The sequence below is a fragment of the Arthrobacter sp. UYCu723 genome, from assembly GCF_054059215.1.
Window position 1 is genome coordinate 4,188,619 of record NZ_JBSSBW010000001.1, and the last position, 26,620, is coordinate 4,215,238.

Annotated in this window: 24 protein-coding genes and 1 pseudogene; 9 read left to right on the plus strand and 16 right to left on the minus strand. The window is 65.5% G+C overall.

Annotation, left to right across the window (positions count from 1 at the left end):
- Positions 1 to 20: 20 nt before the first annotated feature.
- The gene (locus ACVWZ8_RS19540; RefSeq protein ID WP_456505543.1) at positions 21 to 398 is read right to left on the minus strand and encodes a TOBE domain-containing protein; all 378 of its coding nucleotides are present in this window, start codon (positions 396 to 398) and stop codon (positions 21 to 23) included.
- A 197-nt stretch (positions 399 to 595) separates the two neighbouring features.
- Between ACVWZ8_RS19540 and ACVWZ8_RS19545 the strand changes: the two genes are divergently transcribed.
- From ACVWZ8_RS19545 to ACVWZ8_RS19555, 3 genes are all read left to right on the plus strand, one after another.
- Positions 596 to 1,228, plus strand: a complete 633-nt coding sequence (locus ACVWZ8_RS19545; protein ID WP_426977639.1) for a GntR family transcriptional regulator — start codon at positions 596 to 598, stop codon at positions 1,226 to 1,228.
- A 115-nt stretch (positions 1,229 to 1,343) separates the two neighbouring features.
- Positions 1,344 to 2,834 carry an amidohydrolase family protein gene (locus ACVWZ8_RS19550; protein ID WP_456505544.1) on the plus strand — a complete coding sequence of 497 codons (1,491 nt, stop codon included), beginning with the start codon at positions 1,344 to 1,346 and terminating at the stop codon, positions 2,832 to 2,834.
- A 13-nt stretch (positions 2,835 to 2,847) separates the two neighbouring features.
- Positions 2,848 to 4,323, plus strand: coding sequence for an NCS1 family nucleobase:cation symporter-1 (locus tag ACVWZ8_RS19555; RefSeq protein WP_456505545.1), 1,476 nt, complete (start codon positions 2,848 to 2,850; stop codon positions 4,321 to 4,323).
- On the opposite strand, the gene ACVWZ8_RS19560 is transcribed toward ACVWZ8_RS19555, so the two are convergent.
- The 3 genes from ACVWZ8_RS19560 to hrpB all read right to left on the minus strand — a co-directional run bounded on the left by ACVWZ8_RS19560 (position 4,280) and on the right by hrpB (position 8,844).
- Positions 4,280 to 4,672, minus strand: coding sequence for a DUF4158 domain-containing protein (locus ACVWZ8_RS19560; protein ID WP_426979895.1), 393 nt, complete (start codon positions 4,670 to 4,672; stop codon positions 4,280 to 4,282). The genes ACVWZ8_RS19555 and ACVWZ8_RS19560 overlap by 44 nt on opposite strands.
- A 349-nt stretch (positions 4,673 to 5,021) precedes the next feature.
- Positions 5,022 to 6,035: an isopenicillin N synthase family dioxygenase gene (locus tag ACVWZ8_RS19565; RefSeq protein ID WP_456505546.1), complete on the minus strand. Its 1,014-nt coding sequence runs from the start codon at positions 6,033 to 6,035 to the stop codon at positions 5,022 to 5,024.
- Between the two features lie 130 nt (positions 6,036 to 6,165).
- Positions 6,166 to 8,844 (minus strand): ATP-dependent helicase HrpB, encoded by a 2,679-nt coding sequence (gene hrpB / locus ACVWZ8_RS19570; protein ID WP_456505547.1) that lies wholly within the window; start codon positions 8,842 to 8,844, stop codon positions 6,166 to 6,168.
- Between the two features lie 127 nt (positions 8,845 to 8,971).
- On the opposite strand from hrpB, the gene ACVWZ8_RS19575 reads away from it, so the two are divergent.
- Entirely contained in the window at positions 8,972 to 10,291 is a 1,320-nt protein-coding gene (locus tag ACVWZ8_RS19575) for a nicotinate phosphoribosyltransferase (protein ID WP_456505548.1), read from the plus strand.
- A 728-nt stretch (positions 10,292 to 11,019) separates the two neighbouring features.
- Here the strand turns inward: ACVWZ8_RS19575 and ACVWZ8_RS19580 are convergent.
- Positions 11,020 to 11,451 carry an SRPBCC domain-containing protein gene (locus ACVWZ8_RS19580; RefSeq protein ID WP_456505549.1) on the minus strand — a complete coding sequence of 144 codons (432 nt, stop codon included), beginning with the start codon at positions 11,449 to 11,451 and terminating at the stop codon, positions 11,020 to 11,022.
- A gap of 129 nt (positions 11,452 to 11,580) precedes the next feature.
- Positions 11,581 to 11,760 carry a hypothetical protein gene (locus ACVWZ8_RS19585; RefSeq protein WP_456505550.1) on the minus strand — a complete coding sequence of 60 codons (180 nt, stop codon included), beginning with the start codon at positions 11,758 to 11,760 and terminating at the stop codon, positions 11,581 to 11,583.
- A 65-nt stretch (positions 11,761 to 11,825) separates the two neighbouring features.
- Here ACVWZ8_RS19585 and ACVWZ8_RS19590 point away from each other — a divergent pair, with 65 nt between their 5' ends.
- On the plus strand, positions 11,826 to 12,908 hold the full coding sequence (locus ACVWZ8_RS19590; RefSeq protein WP_456503742.1) for an IS630 family transposase: 1,083 nt from the start codon (positions 11,826 to 11,828) through the stop codon (positions 12,906 to 12,908).
- Here the strand turns inward: ACVWZ8_RS19590 and ACVWZ8_RS19595 are convergent.
- The gene (locus tag ACVWZ8_RS19595; protein ID WP_456505551.1) at positions 12,892 to 13,134 is read right to left on the minus strand and encodes a VOC family protein; all 243 of its coding nucleotides are present in this window, start codon (positions 13,132 to 13,134) and stop codon (positions 12,892 to 12,894) included. The two genes, ACVWZ8_RS19590 and ACVWZ8_RS19595, sit on opposite strands and share 17 nt — an antisense overlap.
- A gap of 191 nt (positions 13,135 to 13,325) precedes the next feature.
- Between ACVWZ8_RS19595 and ACVWZ8_RS19600 the strand changes: the two are divergent.
- From ACVWZ8_RS19600 to ACVWZ8_RS19610, 3 genes and pseudogenes are all read left to right on the plus strand, one after another.
- Positions 13,326 to 13,667 (plus strand): annotated as a pseudogene (locus ACVWZ8_RS19600) (NAD-dependent epimerase/dehydratase family protein); the annotation flags it as partial.
- A gap of 151 nt (positions 13,668 to 13,818) precedes the next feature.
- On the plus strand, positions 13,819 to 14,259 hold the full coding sequence (locus ACVWZ8_RS19605; RefSeq protein ID WP_456506009.1) for an NAD-dependent epimerase/dehydratase family protein: 441 nt from the start codon (positions 13,819 to 13,821) through the stop codon (positions 14,257 to 14,259).
- On the plus strand, positions 14,256 to 15,179 hold the full coding sequence (locus tag ACVWZ8_RS19610; protein ID WP_456505984.1) for an RNA polymerase sigma-70 factor: 924 nt from the start codon (positions 14,256 to 14,258) through the stop codon (positions 15,177 to 15,179). The genes ACVWZ8_RS19605 and ACVWZ8_RS19610 overlap by 4 nt, the downstream gene beginning before the upstream one ends.
- A gap of 295 nt (positions 15,180 to 15,474) precedes the next feature.
- Here the strand turns inward: ACVWZ8_RS19610 and ACVWZ8_RS19615 are convergent, their stop codons facing one another.
- From ACVWZ8_RS19615 to ACVWZ8_RS19635, 5 genes are all read right to left on the minus strand, one after another.
- Complete coding sequence (locus ACVWZ8_RS19615) at positions 15,475 to 17,325, minus strand: beta strand repeat-containing protein (protein ID WP_456505552.1); 1,851 nt, start codon at positions 17,323 to 17,325, stop codon at positions 15,475 to 15,477.
- A 7-nt stretch (positions 17,326 to 17,332) separates the two neighbouring features.
- The gene (locus ACVWZ8_RS19620; protein WP_456505553.1) at positions 17,333 to 17,692 is read right to left on the minus strand and encodes a hypothetical protein; all 360 of its coding nucleotides are present in this window, start codon (positions 17,690 to 17,692) and stop codon (positions 17,333 to 17,335) included.
- A gap of 73 nt (positions 17,693 to 17,765) precedes the next feature.
- Entirely contained in the window at positions 17,766 to 18,854 is a 1,089-nt protein-coding gene (locus ACVWZ8_RS19625) for an IS630 family transposase (protein WP_456505554.1), read from the minus strand.
- A 47-nt stretch (positions 18,855 to 18,901) separates the two neighbouring features.
- Positions 18,902 to 19,351: a hypothetical protein gene (locus tag ACVWZ8_RS19630; protein ID WP_456505555.1), complete on the minus strand. Its 450-nt coding sequence runs from the start codon at positions 19,349 to 19,351 to the stop codon at positions 18,902 to 18,904.
- Between the two features lie 118 nt (positions 19,352 to 19,469).
- Positions 19,470 to 20,105, minus strand: coding sequence for an ISL3 family transposase (locus ACVWZ8_RS19635; protein ID WP_456505556.1), 636 nt, complete (start codon positions 20,103 to 20,105; stop codon positions 19,470 to 19,472).
- Between the two features lie 116 nt (positions 20,106 to 20,221).
- Between ACVWZ8_RS19635 and ACVWZ8_RS19640 the strand changes: the two genes are divergently transcribed.
- Complete coding sequence (locus ACVWZ8_RS19640) at positions 20,222 to 21,466, plus strand: ISL3 family transposase (protein WP_456503559.1); 1,245 nt, start codon at positions 20,222 to 20,224, stop codon at positions 21,464 to 21,466.
- 17 nt (positions 21,467 to 21,483) lie between these two features.
- Here the strand turns inward: ACVWZ8_RS19640 and ACVWZ8_RS19645 are convergent, their stop codons facing one another.
- From ACVWZ8_RS19645 to ACVWZ8_RS19660, 4 genes are all read right to left on the minus strand, one after another.
- Positions 21,484 to 22,098 carry a helix-turn-helix domain-containing protein gene (locus ACVWZ8_RS19645; protein ID WP_456505557.1) on the minus strand — a complete coding sequence of 205 codons (615 nt, stop codon included), beginning with the start codon at positions 22,096 to 22,098 and terminating at the stop codon, positions 21,484 to 21,486.
- A gap of 485 nt (positions 22,099 to 22,583) precedes the next feature.
- A complete protein-coding gene (locus tag ACVWZ8_RS19650) occupies positions 22,584 to 22,976 on the minus strand; it encodes a nuclear transport factor 2 family protein (RefSeq protein ID WP_456505558.1) in 393 nt (130 codons plus the stop codon).
- A 99-nt stretch (positions 22,977 to 23,075) separates the two neighbouring features.
- Positions 23,076 to 24,584 carry a rhamnulokinase gene (locus ACVWZ8_RS19655; RefSeq protein ID WP_456505559.1) on the minus strand — a complete coding sequence of 503 codons (1,509 nt, stop codon included), beginning with the start codon at positions 24,582 to 24,584 and terminating at the stop codon, positions 23,076 to 23,078.
- Positions 24,581 to 26,617 carry a bifunctional aldolase/short-chain dehydrogenase gene (locus ACVWZ8_RS19660; protein WP_426977607.1) on the minus strand — a complete coding sequence of 679 codons (2,037 nt, stop codon included), beginning with the start codon at positions 26,615 to 26,617 and terminating at the stop codon, positions 24,581 to 24,583. Before ACVWZ8_RS19660 ends, ACVWZ8_RS19655 begins: the two co-directional genes overlap by 4 nt.
- Between the last annotated feature and the right edge of the window lie 3 nt (positions 26,618 to 26,620).

Below are 26,620 nucleotides of genomic sequence, written 5' to 3' on the forward strand. Positions count from 1 at the left end.
TTATCCCCCGGCGGTGCCGCTCAGGACTCGAGAACCAGCAGCTGGGCCTTGTCCGCGTCCCAGCCCACCCACAGCTCCTCATCCGGCAGGAATCCGGCGGCCCGGTCAGAACTGAGCTCACGCAGCTGGAGCTCATGGCCGCCGGCCCGGAGCCGGTGACGCGCCGTGGCCCCCAGATTCGTGGAGGACACCAGCGTTGCGGCGCAGCCGTTGCCCGCGGCCTGTGTGCTGAATTTGAGGTGCTCCGGACGGATGGAGACGGCGTAGTTCTCGCCGTCGGCTCCGCGGTCCCGGACCCTGGCCAGGCCCAGGCCGCCGAGATCCACCACAGCCTCGTCCCCGTTTCGCTCAACAATGCTGCAGGGGATGAGGTTGGTGTCGCCCAGGAAACTGGCCACCCAGTCGGTCAGCGGGTGGTTGTAGACCTCCTCCGGCGGCCCGGACTGGACCCATAAAGTGGCGACTCGAAAAACTGTTGACTTTTGCCAGTATGATCCCGCACACTCTTTTTGGGATCCCAAACCGGGATCCCGCAAAGTATCCCCAACGAGACTTTGAACGGACTCCAAACAAAGGACCCATCGTGGAGAGTTCAGTGAAGACCGACGACCGTCCTCTGCGGGAGAGCGTGCGCGACACGATCCGCAACAGGATCTTCGAGGGTCACTATGCTCCAGGTGTCCGCCTGGTGGAACGTGATCTCGCAGACGAGTTCGGCGTTTCCAGATTGCCGGTCCGGGAAGCACTGCGCATGCTGCGGCAGGAAGGCCTGGTCAGCGACAAAGCGAAGTCGCGGGGCACGATTGTCAGTAGCCTGACCCCGGAGGACGTTGCCGACCTTTTCGATGTGCGCCTGGCTCTGGAGGTGCTTGCCAGCCAGCTGGCGGCGGCGAGGGCGACGCCTGCCGACCTCAAAGGCCTCGATGCCCTTCTGGAACGGGCGCAGAGCTGCCTCGAGAACGGGTCGATCTTTGAGGCGCACGCAGCCAACAATGAATTCCACGACGCCATCACAACCATTGCGAGAAATGATTTCCTCCGTGCGGCCTTGGAACCGCTGCAGGGCAGGATGCACTGGCTCTTTCGTCATGTGTCCGATCTGCCGGAACTGATCAGGGAACACCGCCGGCTATACATGGCCATCGCCAGTGGTGACCCGGAGCACGCAGGACTCGCGTCCAGCAGCCACATTCAGAAGTACCGCAAGGACTACTACCAAACGCACTGACCTCAGCCAAACGGCCTGGGACTGTCTGCTGCCATCGGCGGACGGAGCCCTTCCGTCAGTGCACCCAAAATCCGATAGGTGCAGGAGAAACCGTGTACCAGGAACAGGAATTTCAATGGAGAATCTTCCAGACCTTGTTATCTCCAATGCCGTGGTCGTCAACGCAGACGGCCGCCGCAACGCCCATGTGGTCATCCATGACGGCAAAATAGCGGACCTGGTTGACGTCGATCACCCAGTGCCGCCAGCGGACGTCACCGTCGACGCCGGCGGGCGCCTGCTGCTTCCGGGCGGCGTGGACGGTCACTGCCACGTGGCGCAGGTGACCGGCAAGTTCCGCACCATTGATGACTACGCTGTGACGTCGATGGCTGCGCTGTGGGGCGGCACCACTACAATCCTGGACTTCGGCATCCCCAGGGACAGCTCGGAAACGCCGCTGGAGGCAGCCCATAACATGATCGCGCTGGCACGCGAATCGCGCTGCGGCGTCGGACTGCACGGATCGGTCGTCAACTGGGATGAGACAATACCCGCCCAGCTCGAGGAACTCGCATCGCTGGGAATCCGCTCGGTGAAGATGTACACGACCAATCGTGGATCCACCCTGGCGGACAACGACACAATCCTGCAGGTGATGAAGCAGATGGTCCGCCTGGACGGACTTACCTACATTCATGCCGAGCATGATGCGATCATCGTCGACTGCACCGAGGACCACGCCACTTCGGGAGCTATCGGCATCCGGCACTTGCACGAGACCCGGCCTGAACTTGCCGAAGAAGTTTCGGTCAAGGAAGCGCTGGCCATGGCCGAATACACAGGCGCTCCGGTGTACTTCGTCCATCAGTCCACCCCCGGCGCAGTGGACTTGGTTACTGCAGCCCGGTTGAGGGGAATCGCTGCGTACTCGGAGACGTGCCCGCACTACCTGGCCCTGGATGAGTCCGTATACGGCGAGCGGTTCCCCGAATGGTACGCCTGCTGTCCGCCGATGCGCAGCCCGGAGACGGTTTCAGCGTTGCGGGAACGCATGCTCTCCGGCGCAGTTCACACCATTTCTTCGGACCACTCTTGCTATGACCTTTCGCAAAAGCTCGAACGGAGCGACGACATCCGCCAGATGCCGCACGGGCTCCCCGGTGTTGAGACCCGGATGCCGGTCACATTTACGGAAATGGTCTCGCCCGACGGCCGCGGTGCCGAACGTTTCGCGGAGGTCTTCGCTGCAGGCCCTGCCCGAATCAACGCCGTTCCTGGGAAGGGCGTCATCGCACCCGGATACGACGCCGACTTGGTTCTTGTGGACCCGGCCGAGGTTCGAACGGTGTCCGGTGCCGGGCTGCACATGGGCACGGACTTCTCTCCGTTCGACGGCAAAAACCTGCGTGGATGGCCGCAGCTGGTGGTCTCCGCCGGCCGGATCGTCCTGGACGGAAACGGCTTCCACGACCCGGGACCAGTTGGCCGCTTCATTGAGCGCCACGGATTCCGGGAAGGAGCAGGCCTGCCTGCGGAGCTGGAGACAGCAGGCAGCAAGTCCTGGTTCCTAACGCCATCCCAACCCTCGATCCCAGCTCCACCCCACCCCACCCCGAAAGAATGACAAAGGAGTCACCATGGATACGGACCATAAGTCCTTGGCCGCGCTCGACCCAACGGGCCGGCTCTACAACGAAGACCTAGCTCCCGCCACGGAGCGGAAATGGACCTCGTACAGTTTCTTCGCCGTATGGATGTCGGCAATCCACAACATCGGCACCTACACCTTCGTTGCTGGCCTGTTCGTCATCGGCCTCACGGGCTGGCAGGTCCTTGCGGCGATATTGATCGGTACCGGGATTCTCTTCTTCGGCATGAACTGGGCCGGCAAGATGGGCCAGCGCACCGGCGTTCCCTTCCCGGTCATGGCCAGAATCAGCTTCGGCATCTGGGGAGCCAACATCCCCGCCCTGATCCGCGCGGTCATCGCCATTTGCTGGTACGGCATCCAGACCTATCTCGCCTCGATGGCCGTCGTCGTCCTCCTACTGCGGATCGACCCGGACCTGCAGCAATGGCAGAACCAGAGTTTCCTGGGCTTGTCCCTGCTGGGCTGGGCCTGCTTCATTCTGCTGTGGATTCTGCAGCTTCTGGTCATCACCCGTGGAATGGAAGCCGTGCGCCGCTTCCAAGACTGGGCCGGGCCCATTGTCTGGGCCGTCATGCTGGGGATGGCCGTATGGCTCTTCGCCATGGCTGGCTGGAACATCCCGATGGACCTGTCGATCAAGCCGATGGCCGGCGGAGATGCGTTCCGTGGCGTGCTGACTGGAGCTTTCCTCCTCGTCGCCACCTACGCCACCATGCTGCTGAACTACTGCGACTTCACACGCTTCGCCAAGTCGGCACGGTCCGTGGTGCGCGGTAATTTCTGGGGCATCCCGGTCAACTTCGCGGCATTCGCCGCAATCAGCATCACCATGACCATCGGCACCGTTGTCGTGTTCGGGGAAGCCATCACCGACCCCGCGCTGATCCTGGCCAGGGTCCCCGACACCACCGTCCTTGTCATCGGCGCAGTCATGTTCATCGTCGCCACCATTGGGGTGAACGTGGTCCTGAACTTCGTCTCACCCGCATACGACCTCGCCAATGTGTGGCCCAAGCACATAAACTTCCGCCGCGGCGGCATCATCAGCGCTGTGCTGGCACTGCTCGTCATGCCTTGGAACCTGTATTCGAACCCCGTCGTGGTCAACTACTTCCTGGGCGGCCTGGGAGCCTTCCTCGGCCCGCTGTTCGGAATCATGGCCGCCGACTACTTCTTGATCAACCGCGGAGTCATCAACATCAAGGACCTGTACCGCTCAGATGAAACGGGTGAGTACTTCTTCCGGAAGGGATTCAACCCTAAGGCCATCGCCGTCTTTGTCCCGACAGCCATCCTCGCCGCCATCATGGCGCTTGTGCCGGGACTTGAATCGGTGGCAGCGTTTGCCTGGCCTGCAGGGCTGGTGACCGCGGGGGTTGGCTACTTCTTCGCAATGGGTGGGTCCACAAAGCCCGTCGTTATCCCGGCAGAACTGGAGGCCGAGCTCGAGCCGGTCGAGTAACAAGCTGCCCTGCTCTTAACGGTGGCCAGGGGCCGGACACAGCACACTCGTGGTGCTGTGTCCGGCCCCTGGGCTCGGTGCCCCGCAACCCGCCCGGATCGACGCCCAACCGATCGGCCAGCCTGGCCACCGCCACCGACAATGCCCCCGACACCTTGTCCGGCACGAACCCCAACCACGGCAACGTGCACAGCGCCACCGCCAGGCCGAGCCGATCCGCCGGCCCACGCCCCCGGCCAGGATCGACGAACGCGACATCGGCCGGGGACAGGGTGAAGAACCGGAACAACTCGTCCCGGCCGATCTCCAGGAACCCCCGCAGACCCTCCAACTCCCCGTCCGCGAACACCCGCGTCGCCAATACGACCTCCAACCAGCCCCACAGATCCCCGCTCAGAAGTCTACCCAGCCATATCCGCCCGATTTTCGGCGAGTACTACGGACACCCCTCAGGGGGCGCGGCGAGGAGATCACCGGCCAGGAAGTCAGTCTGCGGCGCTGTCCGGTTGCAACCGAACCAGATGTCTGTGTGGCCGGTGGGACCAGCGGAGTGTCTCTATTGCGCCGGGTAGTAGAAATGCAGCCCGAGCATGGGATACCCGTAGCGCCGGGCCGTTTCCGCGTCATACGGCTATTTGCGTAGCGGAATCGTGGCCCCCACCGGCCGATCAGCCCCCCGTCGGATCAGGCCGCCGGCGTCAACGTTTCAGCAGGTCCGCGTGGTGCTCCGCGACGACGTTCGGGTGCGCCCGCAGCCGGTAGCGGAGGGCGTTGTCTCCATAGGTTTCCAGGATGGGGCTGTTCGTTGGGTCAACCGACAGGCCGCGGGCCTTCGCCTGGAATTCGGGGGCCACGGCCAGCTGTGGCATGGTCGCATCCAAGGCCGGGTTGTAGAAGAACGGCAGCGAGATCCGGTCAGTGCCGCGGAGCGGCGAGATCACCCGGTGCAGGGTGGCTTTAAGGTAACCGTTCGTGGCCAGTTCAAGCATCTCGCCGATGTTGACCACGAAGGTTCCCGGTACCTGCGGCGCGTCGATCCAGCGGCCCTCATGTTCAACCTGGAGGCCGCCTTTTCCGGGCTCCACCAGAAGCAGGGTCAGCACCCCGCCGTCGCGGTGGGAGCCCACACCCTGCCTGGGTTCCGGGTTGGACTCCCCGGGATACCGCACGATCTTCAGCAAGGGGAAAGCGCGTGCGGCGAATGCGTCGTCGAAGGTGTCCTCGGCCGCCCCCAGCGACACAGCCACGGCCCGCAGGAGTGTGAGCGAGATGGCACTCAGCTGCTCGGTCCATTCCGAGACAATCTCCCGCATCTCGGGCAACGCCTCCGGCCACAGGTTGGGCCCCTCCAGGCGCCAGTAATCCGCAACTCCGGGGCCCGGCTGCACAGCGCCGCGCTCGACGCCGACGTCGATCTGCTCGCGCCAGTCGACGGCGCCGTCCGTGAGTTCGCCGCCTACCCGGGTGTAGCCCCGGAACTGAGGGCTGAAAACGTTTTCGACGGCGAGCTTCTGCTCCTCCGGCAGGTCAAAGAACCTGCGTGAGACCTCCAGAATCGCCTCGGTCAGCTGCTCAGGAACCCCGTGCCCCGCCAGATAGAAGAACCCGACTTCATGCATCGCCTCACGAAGCTCGTTCCGGAATTGCGCCGCTTCTTCCGCACCTGCGTTCAAACGGGAAAAGTCAAGGATGGGCAATGATTCGAGTGGCAACGTCTTAGTCCTTTTCAGTGAACTTGGCAAGCTGGCGCCTGTACTTGCTTCAATGTTACGGAGGGGACTGCATCGTCGAAGATAAACGTGTCGAAATAAGACTTCCGGGCCAGGGCTCCGGCAACCGGACTCACATCCTGCCCTTCGTCCGCGCCGTCGCCGGTGCCGTCCACGGGTCCTCCGGCCACGGGTGCCTGGGATAGCGGCCCCGCATCTCCGCACGGACCTGCGCATAGGGTCCCGACCAGAAGGACGCCAGGTCGTCCGTCACGGCCAGCGGCCGGCGGGCCGGCGAGAGCAGATGGAAAAGCACCGGAACCCTTCCGCGCACCAGCCGCGGCGTCTGGTCCCAGCCGAAGCACTCCTGCAGTTTGACCGCCACCACCGGGCGGCCGCCGTCGTCATCCACGTCCGGGTAATCGATTTTCACCCAGGAACCGCTGGGTACTTCCAGTCGCTCCGGCACCAGCTCACCCAGCCGCGACGCCTCGGGCCATGGCAGCAGCCTCCGCAAGGGATCCGCCAGGTCGATGCCGCTCGTCGCGGCGCCGCCGGCCAGGCGGTCCAGTTCGGGTTCCAGCCACTCTTGCAGGCGGGCCAGCAGCGCCGGATCGGAAACATCCGGCCAGGGGCTGCCCAATTCCCGGTGCAGCAGGGCAAGGCGCCGGCGCAACGCGTCCGCCGCCGGAGACCACCCGATCATCCCGAGTCCTTCCTGCTCCAGCGCGAGGGCCACCGCCGCACGTCCTTCCGCGGCGGACGGCCGAACGGGTGTGGAGGACAGCACGATCGCGCCCAGCCGCCGTTCCCGCCGGGCCGTGACGCGGCCCTGGCTGAACCGCGCCTCCACAGTGTCAGTCAGCAACTGCCCGGCGGCGGCCTCCGCGGTATCCGCCGTCAGTGGCGCCGCGGAACGGATCACGGCACCGGTCCCCGCCGCATCCCGCCCCTGGGCGCGGGAGACTTCGGCGACGGCCAGCCACTCATGACCGGACAGTGAGCTGCCGGCAGGCAGCCCTGCCCGGGTACCGGACGAGAGGAGGTAGCGCTCCGGCCCCTCACCGGAGACCCGGCGAGCCACGCGGTCCGGGAACGCGAGGGCGACGACGAAACCAACCGCCGCCGCGGGCGCCGGCGGGGCAGCCAGTGAAGCGGCCACGACGCCGGACTTCTCCTGGCGCGCGATCGCCTCCATCCGCCGGACGTCCTCGTTCCAGCGCCGGGACGCCAGTTCCCCGCCCGTCCGCAGCCCGGCCAAAAGTCTTGTGAGATCGGCGCCGGGGGCACGCTGGTCCCCGGCCACGAGGGCGACGGCCTCCGCCGCGGTGCGGTGGCCGACGGCCGCGGCGCCGTCCAGCAGGGCGCGGGCCAGGCGCGGGTCGGCGGGCACCCGGGCAAGGGTCCGGCCCAGATCCGTGGCGAGGCCGTCCGGTTGGACCGCGCCGAGTTCCCGCAGTACCTCCACGGCCTCCGCCATCGCCGCCCGGGGCGGAGCGTCCGGAAGAGCCAGCCCCTGGCCGCCGGGCGAGCCCCAGCACGCCAGGATCAGGGCGGCGGCCGTCAAGTCCGCCACCACGATCTCCGGGGTTTGGTGGGCCGGGGCGGCGCCGAAGGTTTTCTGGTCGTAACAGCGCACCACCTTCCCGGGCCCCTGGCGGGCCGCACGTCCGGCGCGCTGTTCGGCCGACGCCCGGGAGCAGGACACGGTGACCAGGCCGGACATGCCGCGGCTGGCGTCCCGGCGCGGTTCACGGGACAGCCCGGAGTCAATGACGAGCCGGACTCCCGGAACCGTCAGCGAGGATTCGGCCAGGCCCGTGGACACAATGATCCGGGCGGGCCCGCCCGGTTCCCGCCCCGAAACCACACGGTCCTGCTCCGCAGGGCCGATCTGGCCGTGAAGTTCCAATACTTCCGCACCGGTCCGGCCGCGTATTCGGGCCGCGACGTAGGAGACTTCCCACGCTCCCGGGACGAACACCAGGGCGTCGAGGTCCTGTCCGGATGCACAGGCTTTGGCGTGCGACGCCGCGGCCGTGTCCGCCACGTGGTCCAGGAACGCCCGCGTCACTCCCCGATGATCCAGCCGTGCCCCCGCCGCGGGCGCCCATTCGACGTCCAGCGGGTAAAGCGCGGACGGGCAGTCGACGACGGGAGCCGGCCCGCCGCCGTCGGGCTCCCCGCCGGCCCCGATCCCGCCCCCGATCAGGGCGGCGAAGCGCGGCGCATCCAGGGTGGCGGACATGGCGACGAGGGTAAGGTCACCGCGCAGTTGCCGGACTTCACCGAGCAGGCCGACGAGCAGATCGGTCTCCAGCCCGCGTTCGTGCACCTCGTCGAGGATGACAGCGCCGGTGGTCTCCAGCCCCGGGTCCGCGAGCAGCCGGCGCAGCAGGATCCCCGGAGTAACGAACTCGATCAGGGTCCCGGGGCCCGTCTGGCGTTCCCCGCGGACCGTGTAGCCGACCCTGTCCCCGAGCCGGCTGCCGTCCAGGGCGGCCAGGCGGCGGGCTGCCGAGCGGGCGGCGACGCGCCGCGGCTGGGTCACCACCACGCGCGGTGCGGCGGCGTTGTCCCGTCCTTCCTTCATGGCGGAGCCGATATTGGCGAGCAGCGGGGGTACCAGCGTCGTCTTGCCCGTGCCCGGCGGGGCCTGCACCACCGCGGTGCCCGCCGGGCCTGCAGCCAGCAGCGCGGCAGCGAGCTCCGCCAGTGACTCCGCAAAGGTCAGCCCGGCTCCGATCGCACCCAGATCGAAGGGCCCGCGGGCGACGGCGGGGTCAAGGGGGACGAACGGGGAAGAAGGCACCACTCCATTGTGCCGACAAAGTCATGCCTGCACCGTCCGGGGCCGCCGATTCGCCCCGGGCAGGCGGCTCCGGAAGCGCACCGTACCGCACACCGTACCGCGCAGCGGATGCGGTCTAGAGTGAATTATGGATACCCCCGCCGGCTGGGAACGTCCACGGACATCCCTCTACACCGACCACTATGAACTCACCATGTTCCAGGCCGCCCTGCAGTCCGGCGCGGCGCACCGCAGAACCATCTTCGAGGCCTTCGCCCGGGCCCTGCCGGAGGGCCGGCGGTACGGCATCGTGGCCGGGACCGGCCGCCTGCTGGAGGGCATCGCGCAGTTCCGTTTCGGCCAGGCCGAGCTGGACTTCCTCGCCGACACCGGGGTTGTCAACGACGCGACGCTGACCCAGCTCGAAGGCTACCGGTTTTCCGGTGATATCTGGGGCTATCCCGAGGGCGAGGCGTACTTCCCACACTCCCCTGTCCTCATGGTGGAGTCGAGCTTTGCCGAAGCCGGCATCCTGGAGACGTATGTCCTGTCCGTCCTGAATCACGACAGTGCCATTGCCTCGGCGGCATCCCGGATGACCAGCGCCGCCGCCGGCAGGCCCTGCATCGAAATGGGCTCGCGCCGCGCGCACGAGGAAGCGGCTCCGGCTGCCGCCCGGGCCGCCGTCATCGCGGGCTTCGCAGCGACGTCGAACCTGGCGGCCGGCCGGCGCTTCGGCCTGAAGACCGTCGGCACGGCTGCACATTCCTTCACACTCCTCCATGATTCCGAGCGCGACGCGTTCCGGGCGCAGCTGGACTCGCTCGGGGCGGGCACCACACTGCTCGTGGACACTTACGACGTCGAAGCGGCCGTCCGGACGGCCGTCGAACTGGCGGGCGACAAGTTGGGAGCGGTCCGGCTCGATTCCGGCGACCTCGTGGCGCAGGCCAAGCAGGTGCGGGAACTGCTGGACCAGCTGGGCAACATCCATACCAAGATCGTGGTGACCTCCGATCTGGACGAGTACTCCCTCGCCGCGCTCCGCTCCGCCCCGGCCGATTCGTACGGGATCGGCACCTCCCTGGTGACCGGTTCCGGCGCCCCAACCGCCGGCATGGTCTACAAACTGGTGAGCCGGACCAACGACGCAGGCGAATTCGTTCCCGTGGCCAAGGCCTCCAGGAACAAGATCAACCCGGGCGGCCGCAAATACGCGCTGCGAAGGCTCGACGGGAACGGCGTAGCCACGCACGAGGTGGTGGGGGTCGGACAGCTTCCCGCCGAGCCGAACGGACGGCCGCTGCTCCACCAGTTCATGAAGGATGGCGGGCTGCTGCCGGGCTGGACCGGCCCGGAGGCCGTGGCGCGGGGCCGCCGGAGGCACGCCGATACGATGGCGGAACTGCCGCCCGTCGTGAACAGGCTGCAGCGGGGCGAACCCGCTATCCCGACTGTCTACGTATGACGGCGCCTACGTGTGCCGGTAGGCTCCAGCGGGCGGTGGCGGCGCTCCAATTCATCGGTGACGAGCCGCAACAGCCGTCGTGCGGAGTCGGAGAGTTCGCGACCCGTCTCCGGGCCGGACAGTTCCATACACTGCAGCAGCGCCGAGCGCAGCCGCAGCAGCTGGGATTAGGGCACCAAAGGCCATCGCCGGAAGGAATCTAAGATCCGGGGCAGCCCATTGGCATGGACGACGGCGAATTCCCAGCTCATGCCGGGCGTTCCTGCGTCACCCTTGCGGCTGCTGGCGCCACGGAAGCCGGTTCTGTACGCCGGGTCATGGGACCGTTGTTCCGCGTTTGCTGCTCATAGACACTAACCCACGGTGAAGCACGAATGGCCGTCTGCCTGACCGCTTTCAGAATACCCGACACGCCATGACGCAGGTCACAATTGCGTAACATCGGGTTCACCGCCCCGGAAGCCTCCGCAGAGCCTTGACGGACCAATGGCAATGTCTTTGGGTTTCCTACAAGTGTCCAAAACCTTCGTTTCCGCTACAACATTCGTGCGGCATCGGTGTCATTTTCCTCTAATGCACGGAATGTCCAAAGTCGCCTGCGCTGCGCGTTAGGGAGCAATTCTCAGCAGTAGACGTCCCGATTTCCTACGTTGAGCCTGCGCCTGGGTTGCCAAGGCCCTGTCCGATAGAGGAACCCTGAGCGGTCACTTCCGGAACCGGCATATTGCCTAGTCTCGCTCGGCGATCGCCTTCACGCCCTTCACAAGGCTGTCCCACATACCCTTCGAGTGCTCGGCTCCTTCAACGCTCGCGTTGTTATCCTGCGACAACGTCAGCTCTGTCATGCCGGCCTCACCCTCCAGCGTCCACGTGAGCGTGTGGTAATTCTCGGGCATGTCATCCTGGCCGCTCAGCGGACTGAAATGCGTGTTCACGCGTCGCCGTCCGGGTTCGAGCTCGAGGACCACACCCTTGTCCTCATACTCCTTACCGTCCCAAACGCCGCGCCAGACGATCGGGGCGCCGATAGTCCAATCGGTTTCGACATCCGTGCCGAACATGAACTCCTTGATCGCGTCACGGTCGGTGAGTACGGCCCACACCCGATCTGTTGGGGCATCGATCGTGATCGTCGAGGTCGCGACATACTTCCCAGTCATTGCTTTCTCCCTTCCGGATCCGGTGGCGTCCACTCTCATTGGCCCCTACGGTATCTTGAACGAAGGCGATGGAACAGAGTCGCGCGGCACCTGGCCCGCGCTGTTGTCAGCGAACGCCCGGAGGGCAACTCAGCCGAAAGCCACCTTGCCGTCCTCATCGATACGCCAGCCAGGATTGTGCGCAATTTCCCAAACAATGCCATTCGGATCGACAACGTGACCGTGGAAGATGCCGCCGAACGCACCAGCCTGTGCTGGCTTCAGTACGGTGGCGCCGGCTGACGCAAGTTTCTCGATGGTGACGGTCACTTCGGCCGCGCTAGTGTAGCGTGTCGTTGATTCCTTTTGGTTTGAGTGTTTGTCAGACTTGATCCATGGTTTATCTGGCAAGGGCATTGGAGTTGCGTGACGGGGACCGGGGAGCTCTGGAGGCGCTGACTCGTGGGAAAGCATCCACCGCGACAGTGGCCCTGCGGGCGCGCACGGTCTTGTTGGCTGCCGACGGGCTGCCGAATATCCAGATCGAGAAGATCACGGGGTTTTCGGCACCCACTGTTTTGAAGTGGCGCAACCGCTATGCCGAGGGCGGGATCGAGGCCCTGTCCGATGTCCAGCGTCCGGGTCGGGAGCGGGAAATCGACGAGCTCGCACTGATCGCGGACACCCTGACCAACGACGGGAAGCCGCCGGCCGAGCTGGGGATCTCGCACTGGTCCGCCCGCATCATGGCCGAACGCCACGGAGTCTCCTTTTCCTCTGTGGCCCGCATCTGGCGCCGTTGGAAAATCCAGCCGCACCGGATCGAGACGTTCAAGTTCTCCACCGACCCCGCCCTGGAGTTCAAGCTCCGGGACGTGGTGGGCCTGTACATGTCCCCGCCGGAAAACGCGGTGGTGGTGAGCATCGATGAGAAAACCCAAATCCAGGCCCTGTCCCGCACCGGCCCGGACCAGCCGTTGTCCCCGACGCACCCGCTGCAGCAGACCCACGACTACAAGCGCAACGGCACCACCACCTTGTTCGCCGCACTGGAGGTCCTCACCGGCAAACTCACCGCGAACGCCTTCTACCCAAAGCACACCAACATCGAGTTCGTCGATTTCCTGGGCCGGGTAACCGACGCCCACCCCGGGGTTGAGCTGCATGTCATCTGCGACAACTACGCGACCCATAAGCACCAGAACGTCAAGGACTGGCTGGCCAACAACCCGCGGGTCACCCTGCATTTCACCCCGACCAGCTGTTCCTGGCTGAACATGGTGGAGATCTTCTTCGGGATCATCACCCGCCAGTGCCTCAAACGCGGGGCATTCAGCTCCGTGAAAGAGCTGGAAGAAACCCTGGAACGCTACATCGAGAACTACAACCAGGACGCCAAACCATTCACCTGGACCAAATCAGCGGAGTATCTCCTGGGCAAGATGAAACGCAAACAAACCATTAACACGGAACACTAGCGACATTGTGCGAGAGGGTGACGCCGCTCACACCAGAAGTTCGGTGTTGGTTATTCAGGTCTTCGTCGAACTTCTTCGCCTCGAACAACCCAAGCACCAGTCCGGGCGCGACTTGGAAGAATATGATTTCGCCGGGAACATCTGCCAGCCGATCCCAGCCGAGCGCGTCCTTGTAGAACGCGCGGGCGCGGTCGAGATTTTCGGTCGCGAACGTGATGAAGTGCAATTGTTGTTCCAGGGTTGAATGCTAGTCGCGGTAGACACACTCAAATTCAGTGTGTCGGACGCGTCGTAAGCCGGTCCCCCAAGCGGGCAGGCGGATCCGGGTTTTGCTCATTTCCCTCCTATGTCACAGACGGCCGGGTTGTCTCGTCTCAGGTTTAGGAGACCGACTCTGGAATCAGGAAGGTGATGGTTATGCGGGTGTTCGTGGCAGGCGGGACCGGGGTTGTGGGGCGGCGGGTGGTGCTGCAGCTCGTGGCCCGAGGCCATCGGGTGACGGCTACGACGACGGGCTCGGGCAAGTTGGGCTTGCTGGAGCAGTTGGGCGCTGAGGCGGTCGTGATGGACGGCTTGGATGCGGTGTGGGTCGGTGAGGCTTTGGCCGCAGCGCAGCCGGATGTGATCGTGCACCAGATGACCGCAATTTCCCCGACGTACGCTGGCAAGCCCGATATCAAGCACATGGATCGGTGGTTCGCCCCGACTATTCGGCTGCGCACCGAGGGAACGGACCATCTGCTGGCTGCGGCCGAGGCGACCGGTGTGTCCCACTTCGTCACGCAGAGTTATGCCAGCTGGAACGGGATCGGCGAGGGCGGATGGGTGAAGACCGAGGAGGACCCGCTGGACTTGCACGCGGGGGACGGCGGCGGAAAAAGGGATGGCGGCGATCCGCTACCTCGAGGATGTGGTCGTCAAGGCTGGTGGCGCGGCTCTGCGATTTGGCGCGCTCTACGGGCCGGGTGCCATCGACGATCAGGTCGAGCTCGTGCGCAAGCGGCAGTACCCCCTCGTTGGGGACGGTGCCGGGCACAGCTCATGGGTGCACCTCGACGACGCAGCAAGCGCTACCGTCTTGGCTGTGGAGCAGAAGGCAACGGGCGTTTTCAACATCGTCGACGACGAGCCGGCCCCTGCCAAGGAGTGGCTGCCCTATCTGGCACAGTGCGCGGGCGCAAAGCCACCTATGCGCGTTCCCACGTGGCTGGCGCGGCCGCTGGCCGGGGACGTGGCTGTGATCATGATGACCAAGGGACGCGGCTTCTCCAACGCCAAGGCCAAGCGGGAGCTCGGCTGGGAGCTGCGCTACCCCTCATGGCGCCAGGGCTTCAAGGAAGAGCTGGCGTGACCCGCGCCGAGGAGTTCGAGGAGCTTCGGCCGCTGCTGTTCGCGATCGCCTACCGGATCCTCGGCAGCGTGAGCGAGGCCAAGGACGCGGTCCAGGAGACCTGGCTGCGCTACGACTCCTCCTCGACGCCACCCACATCGACCAAGGCCTTCCTCTCGACCGTGGTGACCCGGATCTCGATCGACGTGCTGCGCTCGGCCCGCGTCCGGCGGGAGCAGTACGTCGGGCAATGGTTCCCCGAGCCGCTGGTCACCGACCCCTATGAGGATCCCGCACGGTCGGCGGAGCTGGCCGACTCGGTGTCGATGGCAGCCCTGTTGCTGCTCGAGCGGCTCAGCCCGCTCGAGCGAGCGGTCTTCGTGCTGCGCGAGGTGTTCGCGTTCGACTTCCCCGAGATCGCGTCGGCGGTGGGGCGGTCAGAGGCGGCGTGCCGCCAACTCGCGGTGCGGGCGCGGCGCCACATGGACGCGGGACGTCCTCGGTTTGAGGCGGACCGCAGGGAGCGGGATGAGCTGGCGGCACGTTTCTTGGATGCGCTCCGGGAAGGCGACGTCGAGGGCCTCCGGGAACTGCTCGCCGCTGACGTCCAGATGGTCGGGGACAGCGGCGGCAAGGCCCCGCAGTGGGGCGGGGGCGTCATCGGCGCCGAGAAGGTGGCCCAGGTTCTTGCCTCGACCTTCCCCTGGTTCGTCCGGATCGGGGGGAAGTTAGAGCCACACGTGGTGAACGGTCAGCCGGGCGCGATCTTCCGCGATCGGAACAACAACGTGCTCAACACCTGGACGCTTGACGTGCTCGACGGGCGGATCCAGGCGATCCGCACGGTGATCAACCCCGACAAGCTCGGGCACCTGGGCCCGGTGGCGGACGCCTGGGCGGTCATCCGTGAGGCGAACCAGGCTCGCCGGCCAACGGATTGACCCGATGAGCCGACTGCGCTCCAGACCTATACCGCAAGGCTGAGCAAGGTTTCATGTTGATGTTAGTTTCCGTCATGCAGCCCGTTCTCTGGACCCGAAGCGGTTCATGAGGTTCGAGAACGCGCGGGAGACGGACTTTGAGGACGTCGGCAGCGGACACGTCTTGTTCTCGGCACCCGGTGCCAAGCTGCCCGCAAGCCGGTCCTTCACCCGACATACCGCCGACTGATCTGCGGTGTTGCACCGCCGGGGGGTGTGACTTCAGCGGTAAATGTCCTGATTTTCGCAGCGCTATTTATCCTTCTTGAGACGGCGCTTTGGGGCTTGCAGTGCAAATCAAATTGGCCCCTTGTGGTTGCGTGATGCTCAGGGTTACTGCTGCGGTGCTGGTGGTGACGGTGTTTCCGCCGGCGTCCTGGATGGTCACCACGGGCTGGGCGGCGAACACACTGTTGGCCGCGGCGCCGGAAGGCTGTGTGGTGAAGGCCAGTTTGGCGGCCGGTCCGGCCGTGACGGTAATGCTGGTGCTGACGGCGCTGGTGAGGGAACCGGTGGCCGCAGTCAGGGTGAACGTGCCGGATTTGTTGATACTGCAGCCGGAAAATGCGGCCACACCGGAGATGGTGGTGACGGGGTTCGTGGTGCAGGTGAGCGCGGCGCCGGCGGGGGTGGTGATGGTGAGGGTGACGGTCGCGGTGCTGGTGGAGGTGTTGCCGCCGGCGTCCTGGACGGCCACCACCGGCTGGGCGCTGAAGGCGATGCCGCCGGTGGAGCCTGAGGGGTTGGTGGTGAAGCCCAGCTTTGTGGCCGGTCCCAGGGAGATGGTGAAGTTCAGGCTGGCCGTGTTAAACCCGGCGCCGGTGGCGGTCAGGGTGTACGTTCCGGTCGTGTTGATGCTGCAGCCGGAGAAGGCTGCGATGCCGGCGGCGGCGGTGACGGGGTTCGCGGCGCAGCTCAGGACCGCACCGGCCGGGGAGCCGGTGATGCTCAGGGTGACGGGGGCGGTGCTGGTGGTGGTGTTGCCGCCGGCGTCCTGGACGGCCACTACGGGCTGGGTGGCGAAGGGTGTGCCGCCGTTGGAGCCGGAAGGCTGGGCGGTGAATCCCAGTTTGGTGGCCGCGCCGGCGGCGATGACGGTGGTGTTACTGACCGTGAAGATGAGTCCGGCGGAGGTGGCGGTGAGTGTGTAGGTGCCGGTTTTGTCGATGCTGCAGCCCGTGAAGGCGGCGACGCCGTTAACGGCCGCCACGGCGGAGGCGGCGCAGCTCAGGACCGCACCCGAGCTGCCGGTGAGTGTCAGGTCCACGGTGTGGGTGGAGGTGGTGACGGTGTTCCCGCCCGCATCCTGGATGCTGACGGCGGGTTGGGTGCCGAACGGTACGCTGCCGGTCGATCCGGAGGGCTGGGTGGTGAAGCCCAGTTTGGTGGCCGGTCCGGTGCTGATGGCGAAGCTGGTGCTGGCCGTGGTGAAGCCGGCGCCTGTGGCGGTCAGGGTGTAGGTTCCGGCCTTGTTGACGCTGCAGCCGGTGAAGGCCGCTCTTCCGGAGGTGGCCGTCACGGGGTTCGCGGCGCACGCCAGTGCTGCGTCGGCCGGGGAGCCGGGGATAGTCAGGGTGACGGGGCTGGTGCTGGTGGTGACGGTCCGCCCGGAACTGTCCTGCACGACCACGGCCGGCTGGGTGTCGAAGACCGCGCCGCCGCCGGCGTTCGACGGTGAAGAGGTGAAGGCAAGCTGGGCGGCCGGGCCGGCGACGGTGAACGTTGTGCTGACGGCGCTGGTCAGCGGCGCCGAGGTGGCGGTCAGCATGTAGCTGCCGGCGCCGGTGACGGTGCAGCCGGTGAACGTCGCCACGCCATTCACGGCGGCGGCGGCGGACAGGCAGCCGGTAAGGCCGCCGCCTGAGACTGTGAGGGTTACGAGCGTGGGTAACTGGGTGGTGACGATGCTGCCGTTGACGTCGATCACGGCGACAACGGGCTGGGTCGGCAGCGCGACGCCGGTGGTGGAGTTTGCGGGCTGGGTGAGGAAGACCAGTTTCGTCGCGGTGCCCGGCGGCGTGACTCCCACGCTGGTGCTCAGGGCGGTCGAAGCGGTCCAGGTGCGGTAGACCGAGGTGACGGTATAGCGGTAGGTCCCGACCGGCACGGTGAGGTCATCGCATGAGAGGCCGGTCGTGGTGGCGGTTTTGCTGGTGCCGCAGGCTGCCGCGGTGGAGCCGTCGCTTGTCAGCGTGCGGGTGACGTACGTAGTAGCCGGTGGGCTTGGGTGTTCCGGTGGCCGCGGTCCAGCTCAGATGCACCTTTCCGGTGCTCGTGGCGGGGACAATGACGTTCGTGGGGGGCTGCAGCGTGCCCAGCGCGGAGGAACCGGTGCCGGAACCCGGACCGGTGGAGTACGGCCATGCGGCCCCTGCGCCCGGCGCGAGGAGGGTCGCGAGGGCAAGGATGATGACCGTGATGGCTCGCTGCGCGCGGTGGATCCCTCCCGCTGCGCGGGGGTGCAGGTACTGCACGTCAGTCCTCCAATAGCCGGCGGGTTCCCTGCCCGGCGGGGATCGCCGCTGCCGGTTCTGCTAGTGGTGTGTCTCAGTTTTGCTTGACGGCTTGGAGTGCGACGCGGCCGCGGGCGACTTTTTCGAGGATGGATTCCGCTGTCGCCGTCCACACCAAGGGCTTGGGCTCATCGTTGTGGGCGGCGAGGTATCCCTCGATCGCCGTGATCAGGTCCGGGACTGAGTGGAACGCTCCGCGCCGCAGGGCCTTGTCCGTCAGTTCCCGGAACCACCGCTCGACCAGGTTCAGCCAGGACGAGGAGGTGGGCGTGAAATGCAGGTGGAACCGGGGATGTTTCTCCAGCCAGGCCTTCACGTTGGCATGTTTGTGTGTCGCGTAGTTGTCCAGTATCAGGTGCACCTCCAGTCCGTCCGGGACTTCCCTCTCGAGTGTCTTCAGGAACGTCAGGAACTCGTTGTGCCGGTGTTTGGGCAGACAGGAACCGATGACCTTGCCGGTGGCCACATCGAGGGCGGCGAACAAGGTGGTCGTGCCGTTGCGCTTGTAGTCATGGGTCATCGTTTCGCCCCGGCCCTTCTTCATCGGCAGTGACGGCTGGGTCCGGTCCAGGGCCTGGATCGAGGACTTCTCATCCATGCACAACACGATCGCCTGCTCGGGCGGGTTCAGATACAGGCCCACCACATCGATGAGTTTCTCCTCGAACCGCGGATCGGTGGAAAGCTTGAACGCCTCCACCCGGTGCGGCTTCAGCCCCCGCGCGGCCCAGATCCGCTGCACCTGCGCCGGGGACACCCCGACCTTCGCGGCCATGGTCCGCACCGACCAGTGCGTATGCCCTTCCGGCCTGGAGTTCCGCGTCAGCTCAACGATCTCATCGATCTTCGACTGCGGAATCGAGGGCTTACGGCCCCGCCCGGCACGGACCTTCCCCAGCTTCGCCAGGCCCTCATCCTCGAACCGGGCCCGCCACGCACGCACCGTCCCCGGGCTTGTCCCGGCGACCTTCGCGATCGATTCATTGGCCAGCCCCTCCGCGGCCAACAACAAGACCTGTGCCCGCTGCACCTCACGATGGGACGCCGTCTGCGATTTCGACAGCACCTCCAACGCGGCACGCTGACCATCGGAGACCACCAAAGCAGGAGCTGGATTCGACATACCTTCAGTTTAACGGAAGTCTCATAGATTATTTTGGAGACACACCACTAGTTGGACGTCAGTGTCAGGGTGACGGTGGCGCTCTTGCAGGTGTCCTGGTTGAGGCCGGTGTCGGCGAAGGTCAACGTTCCGGTGCCTGCCAGCGGGAAGTTGGTGCTGGCCGCGGGCACAGTGGTGTTGGAGACGACATTGGCAATCGTGAAGTCTGCCGCGAGGCAGCCCGTAGGGGTCGTGCTCACGACGTGGCTGATGGTCCCGACCCGCAGGCCCGATGTTCCGGCGTTGGTCGCCGTGTAGGTCACCACTTCGCTGGCGCCGGGCGTAAGCCCGGGGGCGAACGTGGCGGTCAGGGTGACCGTGCCGTTGGACGCGGCGTTGGGGGCCGCTCCGGTTCCCCCGCCGGTGGTGGTCCAGAACGCATATGCGCCGCCGCCGATGATGAGGAATGCGGCCGTAAGGGACGCAATTGTCTTCTTGCTGAACTTTTTCTTTGCCACGATGTACCCCATTAGGTTTGAGACCTAGTCCAGGGGGCATAAGAGAACGGAGAGACCACCCGTCCCGTATGAGGGCTGGAGGCAATTTTGGGCTCTCCTGACGTGAATGTGGGTTCGGTTATTTCTGGTATGGGAGTTCGATCTCGACGGGGCCGCAGGCGAGCATTATCAGGGCGAGGGCGGCTTCGGGTGTGTGGAATCCGTAGGAGCGGCGGGTCATGGTGCGGATCTTGTTGTTCAGTCCTTCGTGGCGGCCGTTGGAGAGTTTCCTGGTGACGGCGGCGTAGATCCCTTCGGTGTGGGATCGGATCGTGGCGGCGGCCCTGGCGAACTCGCGGATGTTGGATTTGGCGGCGAGGTCGCACCAGGTGGTGATCATCTCCATCACGTCATTGGGGTTGAGGTCGCCGGCGAAGACTTCCCGGAGGGATTCCTTGAGCTGGTAGGCGTCCCAGAGCAGCCCTCCGGTGCGTTCGAGCCCGGCCAAGGTGACTTGTTGCTTTTCGGTCAGGTTCTGCGGGTTTTTCAGCAGCACCCAGCGGGTTCCCTTGAACTTCTTCGCGATGTGCTGATCGGGCAGTTCACGGGCGCGTTGCCAGATGGAACGGCGGAAGGATTCCAGCGCGTTCGTGGCTAGCTGGATGACGTGGAACGGGTCGTAGCAGATGACCGCGTCCGGGGCGTTGGTCTTCACGGACTTGGCAAAAGCGGGCCCCATGTCCATGCTGACGGCCTCGATGGCCGTCGTGTTCACCGGTCCGATTTCTGGCTCTCCTGACGTACGTGTGGGTCAGGGTTTGTGTGCTATGAGGGCATGGGTAGCCCGGTAGATTTGGGAGTTCTCACACTGTCCAAATTTCGGAGCTACCCATGCGTGCTACTACTCTACTCAACCGCGTCTTGAACCTGACGGGGGTCCGGGTTGTTGATGTTGATCCCGGCTCCGGTGGTCCCATGCTGGTGCGGGTGGCGTTGAAGGCCCGCAAGCGCCTTGACTGCCCGCACTGCAGTTACTCAACGATGGCGGGATATGACACCCGCTGGGCGGAATCCACGTGGCGGCATCTGGATTTCTCCGGCAGGGTCCTGGTGCTCACAATGCTCCGCCGGCGCCTGGTCTGCCCCGGCCACGGCGTCGTGGTGCAGGGCGTGCCGTTCGCCCGGCCCGGCTCCCGGTTCAGCACGGACTTTGAGGACATGATCGCCTGGCTGGTCATCCGGGCGGACAAGACCACCGTCTCCCAGTTCGCCCGGATAGCGTGGCGGACCGTCGGGGCGATCTGTGAACGCGTCGTGGCCGAACAGCTCGACGAGAGCCGCTTCGAAGGCCTGCTCAATATCGGGGTGGATGAGATTTCCTGGCGCAAACACCACCGCTACCTCACCCTCGTCTCCGACCACTCCACCTCGAAGATCGTCTGGGGTGCACCGGGGAAAAACGCGGCGACACTGGATGGATTCTTCAAAGAAATCGGACCGGTGAACACGACGGCCATCGAGGCCGTCAGCATGGACATGGGGCCCGCTTTTGCCAAGTCCGTGAAGACCAACGCCCCGGACGCGGTCATCTGCTACGACCCGTTCCACGTCATCCAGCTAGCCACGAACGCGCTGGAATCCTTCCGCCGTTCCATCTGGCAACGCGCCCGTGAACTGCCCGATCAGCACATCGCGAAGAAGTTCAAGGGAACCCGCTGGGTGCTGCTGAAAAACCCGCAGAACCTGACCGAAAAGCAACAAGTCACCTTGGCCGGGCTCGAACGCACCGGAGGGCTGCTCTGGGACGCCTACCAGCTCAAGGAATCCCTCCGGGAAGTCTTCGCCGGCGACCTCAACCCCAATGACGTGATGGAGATGATCACCACCTGGTGCGACCTCGCCGCCAAATCCAACATCCGCGAGTTCGCCAGGGCCGCCGCCACGATCCGATCCCACACCGAAGGGATCTACGCCGCCGTCACCAGGAAACTCTCCAACGGCCGCCACGAAGGACTGAACAACAAGATCCGCACCATGACCCGCCGCTCCTACGGATTCCACACACCCGAAGCCGCCCTCGCCCTGATAATGCTCGCCTGCGGCCCCGTCGAGATCGAACTCCCATACCAGAAATAACCGAACCCACATTCACGTCAGGAGAGCCCGATTTCTTTGAAGAATCCATCCAGTGTCGCCGCGTTTTTCCCCGGTGCACCCCAGACGATCTTCGAGGTGGAGTGGTCGGAGACGAGGGTGAGGTAGCGGTGGTGTTTGCGCCAGGAAATCTCATCCACCCCGATATTGAGCAGGCCTTCGAAGCGGCTCTCGTCGAGCTGTTCGGCCACGACGCGTTCACAGATCGCCCCGACGGTCCGCCACGCTATCCGGGCGAACTGGGAGACGGTGGTCTTGTCCGCCCGGATGACCAGCCAGGCGATCATGTCCTCAAAGTCCGTGCTGAACCGGGAGCCGGGCCGGGCGAACGGCACGCCCTGCACCACGACGCCGTGGCCGGGGCAGACCAGGCGCCGGCGGAGCATTGTGAGCACCAGGACCCTGCCGGAGAAATCCAGATGCCGCCACGTGGATTCCGCCCAGCGGGTGTCATATCCCGCCATCGTTGAGTAACTGCAGTGCGGGCAGTCAAGGCGCTTGCGGGCCTTCAACGCCACCCGCACCAGCATGGGACCACCGGAGCCGGGATCAACATCAACAACCCGGACCCCCGTCAGGTTCAAGACGCGGTTGAGTAGAGTAGTAGCACGCATGGGTAGCTCCGAAATTTGGACAGTGTGAGAACTCCCAAATCTACCGGGCTACCCATGCCCTCATAGCACACAAACCCTGACCCACACGTACGTCAGGAGAGCCCAATTTTGTGGCGCTGATCTGCGTGTCTTACCCCGCTCCCAAGATATTGGGGGACGTATCGTGAACTGTATCACTCATCGGTCACAGGCACTTGACTAAAATAGTCAAGTGTCTGTCCCTTCAGTTGATCCGACTGCCTGCGCGGGTCCCGGGGACGTCAGAGGGATAGACCGACGTCTGTTATCGTCCCTCGTGAACCGCCATTCGAACAGTGAAAAAACGCCATTCCCAACTAACAATCACACGAAGTCGTCTGCACAACTCCGACTGGCGCTATGGTTCGCTGAGAGTCGATCCAGAACCTTGGAAGAACCGGACGTGAATCCGAAGCTCCGGCTGACGAGGGCGCCCCGGAACTCCTCGTGTCAAAGTAGCCGCCGGGCTAGGCCCAGAACGCGTCGCCCTGCGCCGTGTCGGCAAAGAACTCGCGGCCCTCCGTGATCTTTCCGTCGCGAACCTGGAAGGCGATGGCGCCGTCCAAGTCCAGGGTCCTGCCGTTGCTCTCACCATTGTTGTGCTGCAGGGCGACAGTGTGGTTTTCGCCGCCGACGATCTCCTGCACGGTCACCTTCAAGGTGCCTTCCGAGCGCGTAGCCAGTTCACCGAAGTACGCCAGGATGGCGTCGCGCCCCTGTTTCCTGCCTGAAAGCACGCCGTTTCCTGCGACATGCCAGACCGCGTCCTCAGCGATTATTTCGCTAAGGGTCGCCATATCCCCCGCACTGAACGCCTCATATCCCCTGCGGACCAGTTCAGCATTCTCCACGGTTGCCATTTGGGCCACCTCTCCGTCATCGATGTCGGGTCAGTCTCGAACGAACTAAGGGTATTCCTGGCCAATGTGCTTGTCGATGGGTCGCGGGTACCTGCCCTTTCAACCCGCCGGCTGCGCCGGAACACGCGCCCCGGGTACGTAGCTGCGGGTTGCCTGGCTCGCCGCCAGGTTCCGGCGCAGGTCCGCAAGGGTTCCCGTGACGGTGCCTGCTGCGCGGGCCTGGACCAGGACATTGCCCAGGGCCGTGGCCTCCACCGGGCCGGCCACGATGCGCCTGCCCGTGGCATCCGCCGTGAGCTGGCACAGGAGCCGATTCTGCGAGCCGCCGCCCACAATATGGACAACGTCGATGCTTCGGTCCGCGAGCCGCTCCGCGTCGGCGAGGGTGCGGGCATACCCGGCAGCGAGGCTGTCGAGGATGCACCGGACCACTGCGGCGGGCTGGGCAGGGAGGAGTTCACCTGTGTTGCCCACGGCGGCGCGGATCCGTTCGGGCATGTTCCCGGGTGCCGTGAACGATGGGTCATCGGCGTTGATTCGCGGTCCGCCGCCCGGCAAGGCCTCGGCTGCGTCGAGCAACTCGGCCAAGGAGACCGTCCACCCTTGCTCGGCCCAGGCGCGCTGACATTCGCTGAGCAGCCACAGCCCGCCCGCATTGCGAAGGTAGCGGATGGTCGAGTCCACGCCGCGTTCGTTGGTGAAGTTGGCCTGCCGGCTGGCTTCGGTGAGAACGGGATGGTTCAGTTCGACGCCGACGAGGGACCAGGTGCCCGAGGAGATGTAGGCGAAGTTTTCCTGGTCCGCCGGGACGGCGACGACGGCCGAGGCGGTGTCATGCGAGCCGACGGCGACCACCTTCGTAGCCTCCGGCAGCCCGGTCCGATCCGCAACGGCCGGGAGCAGAGTGCCCACGGTCTCACCCGGCTGCACCAGCGGCGGAAACAACGTGTCGGGCAGGCCCAGGACCGCCAGGAACTCGGTTGCCCACTCCCCCGCCACAGCGTCGAACAGCCCCGTGGTGGAGGCATTGGTGGCCTCCGTGCGGCGATGTCCGGTCAGGAAGAACGCGATCAGATCGGGAATCAGGAGTGCCTGGAGGCCGTCCAGGTCCCGTTCGCTGGCGAGCTGGTAGATCGTGTTGAACTGCAGGAACTGCAGCCCGGAGGTGGCGTAGAGCCTGGCGGGATCCAGCAGCGCGTGAACCCTGGAAACCGCGGCCCGGCTGCGGTCATCCCGGTAACTGTAAGGCTGTCCTGCCAGCTCCCCGGCGGCGTCGACGAGCCCGTAGTCCACGGCCCAGGTGTCAATCCCGATGCTCTCGATCCGCTCGCCCCGACTCGTGGCAGCCGCCGCGGCGGCCGCGAGTCCGGTGAGCACTTCGGCGAAGAGGGCGTCGAAGTCCCAGCGCAGGCCGCCGTCGGACTCCACCACACCATTCGGAAAGCGGTGCATGACCTCCAGCGCCACACCACCGGCGATGCCGCCCTCACCGCGGCGGGTCATCCTGCCGAGGATGACCCGGCCGGAGGACGCGCCAATATCAACCGCGGCGAAGACACTGGCGGCGGCCGTATCCCCGGCAGGCGCCGATGCTGCTTCCCCGGTCATCGCAGGAATGCCGCCGCGACGCCGGCGTCCACGGGGATGTGCAGGCCGGTGGTGTGGGAGAGCTCGGCGCTGGTGAGCACGGCTGCGGCGTTTGCCACGTTCTCCGGCAGGACCTCGCGCTTGAGGAGGGTGCGCTGGGCGTAGTACTTGCCCAGCTCCTGCTCGTCGACGCCGTACACGGCGGCGCGCTTGGCGCCCCAGCCGCCGGCGAAGATGCCGGAGCCGCGGACCACGCCGTCGGGGTTGATGCCGTTGACCCGGATGCCGTACTCGCCGAGTTCGGCCGCGAGGAGCCGGACCTGGTGGGCCTGGTCGGCCTTGGTGGCGGAGTAGGCGATGTTGTTCGGTCCGGCGAAGACGGAGTTTTTGGAGGAGATGTACACGATGTCCCCGCCCATCTCCTGTTCGATCATGACCTTCGCGGCGGCCTTGGAGACCAGGAAGGAGCCCTTGGCCATGACGTTGTGCTGCAGGTCCCAGTCCTTCTCGGTGGTTTCCAGGAGCGGTTTGGAGATGGAAAGTCCGGCGTTGTTGACCACCAGGTCCAGGCCGCCGAAAGCCAGCACCGCTTCCTGGATGGCGGCCTGCACCTGGGCCTCGTCGGTGACGTCGGCCTGGACGCCGAGGGCGACATCGTTACCGCCGAGTTCAGTGGCGACGGCCTGGGCGTTCCCGAGGTTCAGGTCTGCGATGACAACACACGCGCCTTCGGCGGCGAGCCGGGTGGCAATGGCCTTGCCGATCCCGGAGGCGGCACCGGTCACCAGGGCGATCCTGGTGGCGTGCGACTTGGGCTTGGGCAGCCGGGCCAGCTTGGCTTCCTCGAGCGCCCAGTATTCGATCCGGAATTTCTCGGATTCCTCGATCGGCGCGTAGCTGGAGATGGCCTCGGCGCCGCGCATGACGTTGATGGCGTTGAGGTAGAACTCCCCGGCTACGCGGGCGGTCTGCTTGGTGGCGCCGTAGGAGAACATGCCCACCCCCGGGACGAGGATGATGGCCGGGTCCGCGCCGCGCAGGGCCGGGCTGTCCGCGTCCGCGTGGCGGTCGTAGTAGGCCTGGTAATCCTCCCGGTACGCGGCGTGGAGTTCCTTCAGCCGGGTGATAGAGTCCTCGACGGACGCGTCCGCGGGCAGGTCCAGGACCAAAGGCTTGACCTTGGTGCGCAGGAAATGGTCCGGACAGGACGTGCCCAGCGCACCGAGCCGCGGGTGCTCGGCACCTTCGAGGAAGTCCAGGACGACGGCATCATCGCTAAAGTGCCCGACGACCGGCTTGTCCGAGGACGCCAGACCGCGGATCACCGGGGCGAGGGCCGCGGCCTTCGCCAGCCGCTCTGCCTCCGGAATTGCGGCGTAGCCCGGGAGCTTCGGGCCGAAAGGCTCCGGACGGCCGTTTTCGGCGATGTACTTCTCGGCTTCCTCGATGATCCAGAGCGAGTTGGCCTCGGCTTCTTCACTGGTGTCACCCCAGGCGGTGATGCCGTGCCCGCCCAGGATAGTGCCGATGGCGTGCGGGTTGGCGTCCTTGATCGCGGCGATGTCCAGGCCCAGCTGGAAGCCGGGGCGCCGCCACGGGACCCAGACCACCTTGCCGCCGAAAATCTTCCTCGTCAGTTCCTCACCGTCGGCGGCGGTGGCGATCGCGATGCCGGAATCGGGGTGCAGGTGGTCGACGTGTGCTGCGTCGACCAGACCGTGCAAGGCGGTGTCGATCGAGGGTGAGGCGCCGCCCTTCCCGTGCAGGCAGTAATCGAAGGCGGCCACCATCTCGTCTTCACGCTCGACGCCCGGGTAGACGTTTTTCAGCGCGTTCAGCCGGTCCAGCCGGAGGACCGCGAGCCCGGATTCGGTCAGCGTGCCGAGATCCCCCCCGGAGCCTTTGACCCACAGGAGCTGGACGTCCTCGCCCGTGACGGGATCTTGTTCGGTGCCTTTGGCGGAGGTGTTTCCGCCGGCGTAGTTGGTGTTCCGCTTGTCCGCGCCGAGGCGGTTGGAGCGGGCTACGAGCTGTTCAACTGTTGGGTTTGTCATGGT

Coding starts and splice junctions, on each gene's coding strand:
- ACVWZ8_RS19625 (WP_456505554.1), bottom strand. CDS start 18,854: ATGTCGAATCCAGCTCCTGCTTTGGTGGTCTCCGATGGTCAGCGTGCC.
- ACVWZ8_RS19580 (WP_456505549.1), bottom strand. CDS start 11,451: ATGACTGGGAAGTATGTCGCGACCTCGACGATCACGATCGATGCCCCA.
- ACVWZ8_RS19660 (WP_426977607.1), bottom strand. CDS start 26,617: ATGACAAACCCAACAGTTGAACAGCTCGTAGCCCGCTCCAACCGCCTC.
- ACVWZ8_RS19575 (WP_456505548.1), top strand. CDS start 8,972: ATGGATACCCCCGCCGGCTGGGAACGTCCACGGACATCCCTCTACACC.
- ACVWZ8_RS19590 (WP_456503742.1), top strand. CDS start 11,826: ATGGTTTATCTGGCAAGGGCATTGGAGTTGCGTGACGGGGACCGGGGA.
- ACVWZ8_RS19555 (WP_456505545.1), top strand. CDS start 2,848: ATGGATACGGACCATAAGTCCTTGGCCGCGCTCGACCCAACGGGCCGG.
- ACVWZ8_RS19645 (WP_456505557.1), bottom strand. CDS start 22,098: ATGCGTGCTACTACTCTACTCAACCGCGTCTTGAACCTGACGGGGGTC.
- ACVWZ8_RS19550 (WP_456505544.1), top strand. CDS start 1,344: ATGGAGAATCTTCCAGACCTTGTTATCTCCAATGCCGTGGTCGTCAAC.
- ACVWZ8_RS19650 (WP_456505558.1), bottom strand. CDS start 22,976: ATGGCAACCGTGGAGAATGCTGAACTGGTCCGCAGGGGATATGAGGCG.
- ACVWZ8_RS19655 (WP_456505559.1), bottom strand. CDS start 24,584: ATGACCGGGGAAGCAGCATCGGCGCCTGCCGGGGATACGGCCGCCGCC.
- ACVWZ8_RS19640 (WP_456503559.1), top strand. CDS start 20,222: ATGCGTGCTACTACTCTACTCAACCGCGTCTTGAACCTGACGGGGGTC.